Below are 12,345 nucleotides of genomic sequence, written 5' to 3' on the forward strand. Positions count from 1 at the left end.
TCTTAAATTGTCCACGCCGACCCAGTCGGCGGCGACTTCCGGTATTTTCTTCCGCGCAAAAAAAAAGGGCAGCCTAAGCTGCCCAAACTGCATACATGAAGTATTTGTGTTGTCAAAATGCCATTACTGGAATTTTGTCAGACCGGCAAAGCCTTCTCTGGCTTCTTTAAGTTCTTGTTCTGCCGCAGCAAAATCCGACTTTTTAGCCAATTCTCTGGCTTTTTTCAATTTCAAAACTACTTTGTCGCGTTCGAATTCGAATTTATAGTTGGCGCTAAGTTCGCTGGCGCTTTGTGACGCTTCCTTGATCAACGTGGCTATTTTTGTCGAATCAGCGGACGGAATCGCATCCAAAGCGGCTTGCATATGCGCATCCACTTCTTTCAACACCTCTGGCACGGTTTTGTGGACTTCTTTTGCGTATGTCACGCTGGAAAAGCCCAGAATCGAAACCAGCAGAGTTGATGCGATAAAAATTTTCTTTAATGTCATGTGTTTCCTCTTAGTTAAAATGAAATGTAACGGGTAAAGCAAATTGTCCTGATCTGAGATTAAACGCTACTGAGCGGGCGACTCCTGTGGTTGAAATTATTTTCGAGTGCTTGGCGTGGCTATTTATTGGGGCATCCGGCCGGCCAGCTTAGCCAGTGACATCAAGATACCCAGGTTTACGGCAACGCCGATTGCCAATAGACTTGAAGTCGCCAAAGCGAAGCCGGCCGTATAGCCCAGCGCTTCAACATCCAGCCAAATAGCCAAAGCGTGCACATAACCGTGAAACACCGCGACGGCAGCAATCAGCAGCAACGAAAAAACCCAGTGCAATTTGCGTCCCGACGCCAACAGCAAACCCAAAACCAGCACGCTCGCATACATCAGCGTTTCAGCGTGGGCAATCTCCAACGGGATCAGGGTCAAACCGCCGCCCAGCAACAACATGCACAAGAACAATAACACCTGCCAAACAAACGATTTGCCGCTACCTGTCCGGCAAATCCACATGCCTACCGCGAGCATCGTCAAGATGTGATCGGAACTGGAAAAAGGATGGAGCAAACCGCTGCCAAAACCGACCGATTCTTCGGCCCAATGCAACGGGTGCGCCTGCACAGCTGACACAGACGCCAGCATTACAACTAAAAACCGTCGTAATAATTGTTGCGTCATGCTTCTGTCTCCGATAGCGGCAAGGTTGAGGAATTTTTATAGAAACGCCGCCATCGTAGCAGAAATAAGACGAATTAAAAATATTTCATAACCAAATTAAAATAAAAAACCCTGCCTCTCAAAACTCGTACTTAAACCCTGCCTGCACCAGACGCGACATGCCCGACTGAATACCGCGCACCCGGTCGGTGATGTAGGTGTTGTCCAGCATGTTTTTCAGCGACACGAACAGGGTCAAGTCCTTGCGCACCTTGTAGGAGCTGGCGAAGTTGACCACCACATAGTCGTTGATCTTGCCGTAGCTGCCACCCAAAGCCGCGCTGCTGGTCGGGCCGTTGGGATGGTCGACGCCGCTGTCCAGATTCAGAAAATCGGCGTATTGCTCGCTGACGAAGGCTGCTTCCAAGTGGGCATCGAAACCGGTCGGATGCGAATAGCCCAAGGTCGCGGTCAACAGGCTTTCCGGCGCATACGGCGCGCGCTTGCCGGGCGCGGAACCGAACACATGGCCGCCGGGGCAACTCGCCGGATAGGCGCCGCTGGACAACGGCACGCAGCGGAAGGCCGCAGTGGTCTCGGCGGTCGGCAGCCACATGTAGGCAATCTGCGCATAAGGATTATGGGTCCAGTCGAACACATCGCCGAAGTCGGCCCGCGCCATAAGTTCAATGCCTTCATACAAGGCCTTGCCTTGCGCGACCGGTACGGTGCCGCCGCCGACCGTGCCCAGTACAGTTAAGGAATCGAAGTCGTTGTGGAAATAGGTCAGCTCGGTTTTGACGCCGCGCACCGGTCTGGCCCGGACGCCGAACTCGGTGTTCCAACTGATCTCGGCGCCGACTTCGGCCGAACCGCCGGTATCGTTGTAAACCGCGTCCTCCACTCGGGGCGGCGCGAAACCGCGGTGAATGCCGAAAAACAGCTCGGCGCTATCGATGGGCGCATACGTCATCGCGAACGACGGCAGGATTTCGGTCAGGCTGCTTTGGCCTTGCGTGCCGTTCAGCAAATTCTTGCGCTCATAGCTGACCGATTCGACGCGCACGCCCGGCGTGAAGGTCCAATCGTTCCAGATGAATTTGTTCTGCACAAAGCCGGAATAGGCGTCGACAAAGCGTTCGTTATTCTCGGTCAGTTGACCGTAATTGCCGCCGTTGGGATTGCTGGCGTCGCGTGCATCCGCGGTACTGCCGCGAATCATGCGCCGATATTGATTCTCGAAATGCGCTCGAAAACCGGCGTCCAATTGGCTTTCGATGCCGAACAAATCGTGTTTGGCATGCAAGGTCGGCGCCACGCCCCAGGTTTCGTAGTTACGCAACCGGCCGGAGTTGTAATTACACAAATCCATATCGACCGGAAAACCGTTCTCCCGGTCTTGCACATAAGTGGGGATGCCTCGCCCAACGCACTGGTTCTCGGTCGGAAATTCATTCTGCTGTCGCCACCAGTTGCGCTCGTACGCCGACCAGTAAAAACTGGTTTCCAACGTCACGTCGTTATTAAAACTGTGCTCGTAGGTGGCCGAGGTTGACCAGCGGTCGTTGGTAAAATTGGCGTTTTTGTCCGGATTGTAACGCGCGCCGAGATTGCGGTATTCGGCATCGGTCAAACCGAAGGCCGCACCTTGTTCGTCCTGGTGGTAGAAATCGCCGCGCAGCGTCAAGCGATTACGGGCGTCGAAGTCGATGATGCTTTTTAAGTTGGCGTCGTCCACCACGGCAAAGGTATTGTCGCGGTTTTCCATGCCTTCCTTGTGGATGTAATCGACTACACCGCCGATGGCATCCAGGCCCTGGACGTTCTTGGCCATGCCACCGTAACGGGCGTGACCGTTCAGGTAATCGCGGTTGCCACCGGTAAAGCTGACGAAACCGCCGGGAGTGGTCGGCACTTTGGGGGTCAGATAATTGACCGCACCGTTGATGGTTTGCGGGCCGAATTGAGTCAAATCGGCACCCTTGTAAATCTCGATGCCGTCGTAGCGCTCAATCGGCGGATGGTAGTAGATGTCGTTGTCGCCGTAGGGCGCGAAGTTGAACGGGATACCATCTTCCAGGAACAACACCTTGGTGGAACGGAACGGGTTTTGGCCGCGAAAGGCGATATTCGGCCGCAGGCCAAAGCCTTCCTCGTCGCGCACATACACCCCGGGCGCCTTGCGCAAGGCTTCATTGACGGTAAAGACTTGGTCGCGCTCCAAGGTTTGCTTGTCGATCACCGAGGTCGAACCGGAAAAGGTCGCGGCTTTCTCGACGCTTTCTTCGACTTCGACGCTAGTCAGCGTGTCGACGGCATTCTCGGCTGAAGGCGAATGGGCTTCGGGTTCGACCGCCGCCACGCTCCCGGCCATCAGACCCGCTAGCAAAGCCGGCAATAATCCATGTTGTTTGGGCATATGATTCACTTCGGATTGAATATTGATTAATTGCGCATCCAAACCCCGGCAGGCCGAAACTGAATGCCGGGGCGCAATGTAACCAAGCCTGCTGAATCGAAACTGAAAATCCCGGCGCTTTAAATCCGGTTTTAGCGATGCAACGGCAAACTCACCGTTACCAAAAAGCCGCCCAGAACCTTACTGCGGCCAAAATATATTGCGCCATGGTAGGTGTTGACGATGTCCGACACGATACCAAGACCCAGGCCATGGCCCTGCACCGACTCATCCAGGCGCCGGCCGCGTTGAGTCAGGTAGGCCAGATCTTCGCTTTGACAACCGGGGCCGTCGTCGGCGACCCGAATCACCACCCCGCCTTCCAGCGCCAATTCGACATCAATCCGCTGCTTCGCCCATTTGCAGGCGTTATCCAGCAGATTGCCGAGGACTTCCATCAAGTCTTCCCGGTCGAAATGCAGCAGTTGTTTGGGTGCGGTGACTTGAATGTCCAGCGGCTTGTCGGCGTAAATGGCGCGCAGGGTCTTTTTCAAGGCGATGATTTCGCCATGCGGGTTGAAGCCCGGCGCCGCCTGCTGGTCGCCGGCGATCCGCGCCCGTTTTAACTCGCGTTCGATGCAATGGCGGATGGCTTGGCTTTGCTCATCCAAGCGCGACCGCAAGTCAGGCCGGCTATCGAAATGCGGGTCTTCGCCGGTTCTTAACAATAGCGCCATCGGCGATTTCAGCGCGTGCGCCAAATTACCCATCGCGGTGCGCGACTGTTGCAAGCGGCGCACCACCAATTCCAGCAAATGGTTGATTTCCTCGACCAGCGGCTGGACTTCGGCCGGCACCTCGCTGCCGATATGTTGCCTGCCGCCGCCGGCCACCTGCTCCAGTTCGGCGCGTACCATGGCCAGCGGACGTAGCGCGCGCTGGATGTCCCAGCGCAGCAAGCCGATGGCGCTGAACAATATCAGCAAGGTCAAACTCAAATAGGCAACGCGAATGGCGGTAATGTCGTGGTCGACCGCCGACAGGTCTTCGGCCACGCTGATGTTGATGCGATGCCCGAAACGGACCGCGCCCAAGGTCAAGACCAACAGCGGCGTTTGCTCGGGCCCGGCCGCATGGTACAGCATCGATTGCTCCGGCCCGACGGCCTCGACCGCCAACGGAAAATCCAGCAAGGAAGGCGACGGGTAAGCCTGGGCATCGACTTTGACCAGATAATAATGCCCGGACAGCCGGCGGTTGTAGACCGAACTGATATGGAAGCTATTGAAAGTGACTTGCTCGGCGTCGCTGTAGGCCAGGGAGTCCAGCAACGAGTAGCCGTCATCGGCCAGGCGGTTGGCCATTTGCTTTTCGGCGGCGCTGCGGATGATCCAGTCGGCAGCGATCCAGTGCAGAATGAATATCGCCCCCAGCACCGCGATCAGGCCGCGGCCCAGGCGCTTGCGTAAGGACATCACGGCTTGAGACCGAACAGATAGCCCTGGCCCCGCCGAGTATGAATCAAATCGGTGCCGACGATCTTGCGCAGACGTTTGACGTAGACTTCCAGCACGTTGCTGTCGGGTTCGGCCGATTCGCTGTAAACATGTTCGCCCAGTTGCGCCTTACTCAACACCTTGCCGGCATTCAACATGAAGTAGCGCAATAGCCTGAATTCGATGGCGGTTAGTGGTTGAGCTTCGCCGCCGTCAATCAGGGCGGTTTGTTCGTCTTCGTCCAGTTCGACGCCGAACAGTCTTAGTTTGGCTTGGTTGAAATGGTGCACTCGCTTCAACACCGCCTGCAAGCGGGCTAGCAATTCTTGAGGGTGGAAGGGCTTGCAGACATAGTCGTCGGCGCCGGCCTTGAAGCCGTCGACTTTTTCGTACCAGGCGTCGCGGGCGGTCAAGACAATCACCGGCATGTGGTTGCCGGCGGCGCGCCAGCATTTCAGTACTTCCAGTCCGGCCAGCTTGGGCAGGCCCAAGTCGAGAATCGCGGCATCGTAGGGCTCAGTCGCCCCCAGGAACTCGCCCTGCGCACCGTCGGTTGCGGTATCGACGACGTAGCCGGCGCCGCGCAAATCAGCCGCCAGCGGCAAAGCAAAGGCCGGATCGTCCTCGACCAGTAGCAGACGCATAAATGCGCGAGTTACATCGCGTGCATTTTGTAGTCGACGCGGGGGTAATCCTTTTTGTCGCGCGGATCGGCGCTGTCGGCGGTTTCTTGAGCGTTGCGTTGTTGCGCAGACTTAGCAATCATCTGCTCCCAATTCTCGTAACGAGCATATTCCTTGTCGCCGGCCGCTTTACGCTTCGTAAAATTTTCCTTGCCCAGATCGATCAACTCTTTTGAAGTCTTACCGTCGATGAGTTGCAAGAACTCATCGTTATTCTTGATTTGCTCGCGCAATAACCAATAGGAAACCTCAAACGGCATACGTTCGGCTTCCGGTAAATGTTCTTTGATGTAAAAAACCGACTTCTGCGCAGTCTGTAAACTCCGGGCATTGATCTGATTCGCCTTGCTGCAAGCACCCATCACGCATACCAGCGATGCAATTAACACAATAGCCAAAACTCTCACATTTCCTCCTAATGACTACGCTGTAGCCCGTTCCCGTTATCACGGATAAAAAATAAAGGACTCACTTTCGGACAAACCTAATCGGCCGCGAATTGTAGCATTATTAAGATAATTATTTTTTTAGTCTTACATCGAGTGAGAATAGCGGGGGGTTAAGGCGGTGTTTCTGTCGGAACTGCCCAGTCGGGCTTTACGGGATTGCCAACGACAAGCCCGCAGGATAGGTGAGCAGGATATTCGATACTCAGAACATCATAGGCAACTTTGCAAAAAATCCGCTCGGCGTTTGCCTATCTCAACAATAGCTTTTCGCCATCCGGCTTAATGGCACCACTTTAATCTTGCCGGCATGTCCAGCCGAACCAAATGCTTCGTAACGCGCCTGGCAAAGCGTCTGCATGGCGTCTCTGGCGGCTTGGTAAATCTTTCGGGCATCCAATTCCGCAGCATGTTCCGGTTGGGCGACAAAGCGGCGAATCGCGCCGGTGGACGCCATGCGCAAGTCGGTATCGATATTGACCTTGCGCACCCCGTATTTAATGCCTTCCACAATTTCCGCCACCGGCACACCATAGGTTTCCGGAATATCGCCGCCGTATTCGTTGATGACTTGCAGCCAGTCTTGCGGCACCGAACTGGAGCCGTGCATGACAAAATGCATATTCGGCAGACGTTGTTGCAAGGTTTTTAAACGGCTGATCACCAAAACTTCACCTGTCGGCGGCTTGCTAAATTTATACGCGCCATGACTGGTGCCGATGGCCACCGCCAAGGCATCGATTTGGGTGTGTTTGACAAATTCCACCGCCTCGTCGGGATCGGTCAGCAAACGGCTGTGATCTGCATCCTGCTGATTTTCCAGCGAACCCAGGCAACCGATTTCGCCTTCCACCGACACGCCGCAGGCATGCGCCATGTTCACTACGCGGCGGGTCACCTCGACGTTATAGGCAAAAGACGCCGGGGTTTTCATGTCCTCCAGTAAAGAGCCATCCATCATCACCGAGCTAAATCCTGATTGAATAGCCTGGGCGCAAATGTCCGGCGACGGCGCGTGATCGCGGTGCATCACCACCGGAATATGCGGATATTGCTCGACGGCAGCCTGTATCAAATGCCGCAGAAACACCTCGCCGGCATAGCGATTCGCGCCGGCCGAGCCCTGCATAATCACCGGACTATCGCAGGCATCGGCCGCCTGCATGATGGCCTGCACTTGCTCCATGTTGCTGATGTTGAAAGCCGGCACGGCAAAGCTGTGTTCGGCCGCGTAATCCAAAAGTTGTCGTAATGATATTAAAGCCACGCTTGGCTCTCCTTGGCGTTGTTTTATTAAATTCGATGACATCTGACGGTATCTACACCGCCCGAACAAAAAGCTTATCGGCTCAGAAGCTCTCCGCGTCGCGGCGAATAAGGCGCTTGTTTAAAGCCTGCCGGCTGATGCCCAGCAAACCGGCGGCGACCCCTTGATTGCCTTGGGCGCGTTGTAAAGCTTCGGCAATCAGTGACTCTTCGGCTTCTTTCAGCGTCGGCAAGCGCTCCGGAAAACTGCCGGACGAGGCAGACATCCCGTCCATGACACTAGCATCGCCGGGCATCGGCATTTGCTCGGCAATGGCCTCCTTGAAACTCTGCAAGGACAGTACCCCACCCTGGCTACGGGCGACCGCATCGAAGGCCATGCCTTCCAGCTCGCGGATATTGCCGGGGAACGGGTAATTATGCAACCACTGAAACAACGCCGGCGGCACGCTGGGCGCGGGCTTGCCCAGGCTGTCGGCGGCCTTCTCCACAAAATGCAGCGTCAGTTGCGGCAAGTCTTCCCGGCGTTCACGCAGCGGCGGCAGCTGGATATGATGGGTCCGCAAGCGAAAATATAAATCCTTGCGAAAACTGCCGAGTTCGACTTGCCGTCTGACATCGCAATGGGTCGCCACAATGATGCGCGCCCTGCTCTGCCGGGGCCGATCCGCACCTATCGGATAAAACGAACCATCCTGCAATAAACGCAACAGCTTGACCTGCGAAGCGATACTCAGGTCGCCGATTTCATCCAGAAACAGCGTGCCCTCGCCGGTGCTGGCCAGCAATCCGTCGCGCGCCCGTTCGGCACCGGTGAACGAGCCCTTGGCGTGGCCGAACAGCGTATCGGAAAACAGCGTGTCGTCCAGGCCGGCGACGTTGACTGCCACCAAATCACCCGCGCGCCCGGACAGCCGATGCAAGGCGCGGGCAATCAGCTCCTTGCCCGCCCCGGTTTCGCCGGTAATCAACACCGGTTGCGGCGAGGCGGCAATGGCTTCGATGTAGCGGAAGATGGCAAACATGGCCGGGCTTTGCGTGACGATGTCGGCAAATGCGCTGGGTTCATGCGGGCTGTTGGTTAGCATCCGCTCTTTCAGCGACAAAAATTCCGCGCGCAGCACCCGGCTTTGCACCGCCCGCCGCACAGCGGCCACCAGACAGCTATGCTCCACCGGCTTGAGTAAATAATCGCTGGCGCCGCTGCGCATGCACTCCACCGCAATCTGCAAATCGTTAGTGGCGGTCATCATGATCACCGGGATTTCCGGATACTCCGCGGCGATCTGCTCCAATAAGGCTTTGCCGGACAGATGCGGCATGGTCAAATCCAGCACGATTACGCCGATGGGCCGGCTCGCCAGCAACGGCAATACCGTACTGCTGTCGTCGAGCGTCAGCACCTCGGTAAAACCGGCGCTACGCAACACCAAACTGGCGCTGTGCAGCAATTGCGCTTCGTCGTCCACCAACAAAATAGGCAGATTGCCCAAGTCTTTACATTGCATGATTAACTTCCGTCGCCGGCCCCCGATTGACCGGAAAAATAACCCGAGCACAGGTGCCTTGCCCCGGCGCGGATGAAAAACTTAAACTACCACCTTGGGCGCGCAGTAATGAAGCGCTGATCGCCAAACCCAAGCCGGTGCCGCCATTGGCTTGTTTCGTGGTAAAGAAGGGGTCGCAGAGTTGTTGGATATTCTCGGCGGCTATGCCTACGCCTTCGTCTCGAACTTCCACACTCAACTGCCGGCCGTCATTCAGTAGCTTGGTGGTAACGCTGACCGATTTCTCCTGGTCCGGAAGTGCTTCCAAGGCATTGATCAACAGATTGACCAGCACCTGTTCCACTTGCTGCGGATTGCCGCGCAGCTCCGGCAAGCCCTCGGCCAAATCGGTTTTGAAATGCCGGGTTTTTTGTTCGATCAAATGCTTCAGTAAAGCCAGCGCCCGCTCCACAACGTCGTTAATTGCAAAAGATACCGGAGCCTCGCTGCTGGGCGGGCGGGCGTAATTTTTCAGTTCCGCGACAATGCGTTCGATGCGTTTGGCGCCATCCCTGACATCGCGGATCAACACCGCCGCGCTATTGCGCATTTCGCTGTAAGGCAAGCCGCCCAAGGAAAATTCGCCGGCCGCTTGATAATGCTCTTCCAACACCTCCAGCGCATCGCACCAAATATTGGCAAGTAAGCCTGAATTAAACAGAATCAGTTGATTGGGGTTATTGATTTCATGCGCGACGCCGGATACCAAAGTACCCAAAGCCGTCATCTTGTTGGCCTGAATCAGTTGCAGCTCTTGCTGGCGGGCGACCTGTTCCAGTTGCTTGCGGACACTAATGTCGCGAATGATCGCGGTCAAATAGCGCTCGGTCCCGCGCGTCCAACTAGATAGCGACAATTCGACCGGAAACGCACTGTTGTTCTGCCTTAAAGCTTTCAATTCCCGCATCGGGCTATTAAGTCGATTTGCGACTTCTGCTTCCTCGATTTTTGCGAAAAAGTCCGCCGCCGGGTTTGCCAGCAACTGCTGAAACGGCTGGCCTAGCATCTGCTTTGCCGGAAAGCCAAACATCAGCTGTGCGCCCTGATTCCAGGACACGATATTGCCTTGCATGTCCACGGAGACAATCGCTTCATGCGCCGAGTCGGTGATGGCGCGCAGCCGGGCTTCGCTTTCCCGCAACCAGGATTCGGCTTGCAAGCGCTCGTTGGTTTCTTGTTGCAAATTGGCGTGGGCCTTTCGTAACGCCAGCGTGTTCGCCCTGAGCAGGACAAATTGATACAGCAAATACGCCAGCAGGACGACGGCGACTAAATACAACGCCAATCGATAGGCTTCGGCTTGTTGCTCCACGCTGCCGCTGTACTGGCGCAGGGCTTGTTGCAAATCATCGACTCGGCTGACGATAGGCTGAGCGATGATCTGCCGCAATAGTGCATCCACTTTGGGCGAGACGTCTATGATCAGCCGGCCATGGGCGATCAGCACCCGATAGTCATCCGACTGCGCGGCCACTGCGGCCAGCCGATCAAGCTCTTGTTGAATTTCCACGGCCAATTCCGGCTGCGGACTGTCCTTGAAGCTGAACATCAAGCGCCATAAATTGCCCAGCTTGGCGGCATCACCGGGCTTCGCATTAGCGCGCAAGGTTTTACCGATTTCGTCGAAGGACATCACCGAATTGCGCAGCAAGGCGTTATCGGATTTTAAGTATTCGATCTGCCCCAAGCGTTCCTGCACCGTTGCGGTTAGCTGGTCCGCTAAATTGCCAAGCAATTGCTCCGCCGCCTCCACCGCTTGCAATTCGGTTTGCAAACTCTGCGACAAGCGCAGCAACTCCTGGCCGGCTTTGGTTAGCGCGTCGTAATTAGCCAGCAAACCGGCGCGGGCCAGCAAAATATCGCGCATCAATTCCGCATCGCGCAATTCGATGATGCGCAGCGTGCTTTGCAGGCGGTTACGCCGCTCCAGTTCCGGGCTGGCGCTTTGTAGCCAGAGATAGGTCAAGGCCAGCAACAGACCGGCGACGATCAGCCTGGGCCGCCAGGAAATCGCGGTCATGGCTTGGCTGCTTGGCTGGCGACCAAAGCCTTGCCGGCGTATTCCCCGGTCAATGTCTTTAGAAATTTAACGATAGCATCGCGCTGCTTCGCCGCCAGCCGCTTACCCAATTGATGCTCGGCCATCGTATCCACCGCCGCTTCCAGGGTAGCGGCGCGGCCGTCGTGAAAATAGGGCGCGGTGACAGCGACATTACGCAAGCTTGGCACGCGAAACACGCCGCGGTCTCTGTCGTTGCCGGTCACGCTGTAACGGCCCTCGTCCACCGGCTCTTGCTGGCCTTGAGGTGCGCCGAATACGCCGAACTTCTGAAATAGATTGCCGCCGATATTGACGCCCTGATGGCAGGCCACGCAACCCAGGGCATTGAATAATCGATAACCTTCTTGCTCGTCGCTATCGAGTACGTTGGTTTCACCGCGTAGAAAGCGGTCGAAGCGGGCATTGGGAGTGACTAAACTGCGCTCAAAATGGCTCAAGGCGTCGACAACGTTGGCTTTCGTCAATCCGTCGGGGTAGATTCGGCTAAACGCATCGACATAATCCGGCACCGCGCGCAAACGCTCGATCAACTCCGGCCATTTGGCGTTCATGATTTTCGGATTAAGCATGACTTTTTCGGTGTGGGCTTCCAGCGTGGTGACTACCCCATCCCAATTAAAAAAGTAGTTAAACGAGACATTGAACAAACTGGGGGTATTGCGCAGCCGCGACCCCCCGTCCGCCGCTGCGGCGCGGACTTTGCCGTCCATGCCGCCGCTGTCTAGCGGATGACAACTTGCGCAAGAGCGCAGGCCTTGGTCGGAGAGTTTGGGATCGTGAAATAAGCGTTGGCCCAACACCACGCGCGGGGCATCTAAAGCCACCGTGAGCGGCAAGGGCGCCAGCGGTTCCGGGGTTTGCGCCCGCGCGGCCATCGTTAAGGCCATCCCCATGCCAACCGCTAAAAAAAGCCCAAACATACTTTTCTGCGTCATGTTTACGTGTGTCAAAGCGTGGTTTACGAATCCGGTCTTCATTCTATCCTCGATTGAAATCGCGGTAAGCCTAAATTTCGCACTGGATCAACGGCCTTTTCTTTGGTTATCACGCTACATGTAAGCTTTCCGTTACTCCCCCTGAGACAAAAGTTGCTGAATAAGCCACTCTGTCAACCGCCCTCCACTGCTTAATGACCGGCATCGCCGCCCTTTCCAGCACCTTTGCTGCAACTTTCGTCGCACCCACTCGCCGGCACAAACACGGAAAAACCAAATCCTAAATAAATGATTTTAAACACCTATTTATAAAAAAACTTTCTTGGCACGCTACTCGCATTGTTAGAGACAGAAGCTCCCAGCAGT

At 55.8% G+C, this 12,345-nt stretch carries 10 protein-coding genes; all 10 read right to left on the reverse strand.

Annotated features, from left to right (window positions below; translation table 11 throughout):
* Positions 1-123: 123 nt before the first annotated feature.
* Complete coding sequence (locus JL719_RS17735) at positions 124-492, reverse strand: hypothetical protein (RefSeq protein ID WP_033155591.1); 369 nt, start codon at positions 490-492, stop codon at positions 124-126.
* A 123-nt stretch (positions 493-615) separates the two neighbouring features.
* Positions 616-1,167: a HupE/UreJ family protein gene (locus JL719_RS17740; protein ID WP_051669675.1), complete on the reverse strand. Its 552-nt coding sequence runs from the start codon at positions 1,165-1,167 to the stop codon at positions 616-618.
* A gap of 118 nt (positions 1,168-1,285) precedes the next feature.
* Complete coding sequence (locus tag JL719_RS17745; protein WP_033155798.1) at positions 1,286-3,565, reverse strand: TonB-dependent receptor family protein; 2,280 nt, start codon at positions 3,563-3,565, stop codon at positions 1,286-1,288.
* Between the two features lie 131 nt (positions 3,566-3,696).
* Positions 3,697-5,019: a sensor histidine kinase gene (locus tag JL719_RS17750; protein WP_225892885.1), complete on the reverse strand. Its 1,323-nt coding sequence runs from the start codon at positions 5,017-5,019 to the stop codon at positions 3,697-3,699.
* Entirely contained in the window at positions 5,019-5,684 is a 666-nt protein-coding gene (locus JL719_RS17755; protein WP_033155593.1) for a response regulator transcription factor, read from the reverse strand. Before JL719_RS17755 ends, JL719_RS17750 begins: the two co-directional genes overlap by 1 nt.
* 11 nt (positions 5,685-5,695) lie before the next feature.
* Positions 5,696-6,130 (reverse strand): hypothetical protein, encoded by a 435-nt coding sequence (locus JL719_RS17760; protein ID WP_033155594.1) that lies wholly within the window; start codon positions 6,128-6,130, stop codon positions 5,696-5,698.
* Between the two features lie 295 nt (positions 6,131-6,425).
* Positions 6,426-7,436, reverse strand: coding sequence for a class II fructose-bisphosphate aldolase (gene fba / locus JL719_RS17765; protein WP_033155595.1), 1,011 nt, complete (start codon positions 7,434-7,436; stop codon positions 6,426-6,428).
* An 82-nt stretch (positions 7,437-7,518) separates the two neighbouring features.
* Positions 7,519-8,943 carry a sigma-54-dependent transcriptional regulator gene (locus JL719_RS17770; RefSeq protein ID WP_033155596.1) on the reverse strand — a complete coding sequence of 475 codons (1,425 nt, stop codon included), beginning with the start codon at positions 8,941-8,943 and terminating at the stop codon, positions 7,519-7,521.
* Positions 8,933-11,002: a DAHL domain-containing protein gene (locus JL719_RS17775; RefSeq protein ID WP_051669677.1), complete on the reverse strand. Its 2,070-nt coding sequence runs from the start codon at positions 11,000-11,002 to the stop codon at positions 8,933-8,935. Before JL719_RS17775 ends, JL719_RS17770 begins: the two co-directional genes overlap by 11 nt.
* A complete protein-coding gene (locus JL719_RS17780) occupies positions 10,999-11,964 on the reverse strand; it encodes a cytochrome-c peroxidase (RefSeq protein WP_225892886.1) in 966 nt (321 codons plus the stop codon). The genes JL719_RS17775 and JL719_RS17780 overlap by 4 nt, the downstream gene beginning before the upstream one ends.
* Positions 11,965-12,345 lie beyond the last annotated feature (381 nt).

The sequence above is a fragment of the Methylomonas sp. LW13 genome, from assembly GCF_016865255.1.
Taxonomy (GTDB): Bacteria; Pseudomonadota; Gammaproteobacteria; order Methylococcales; family Methylomonadaceae; genus Methylomonas.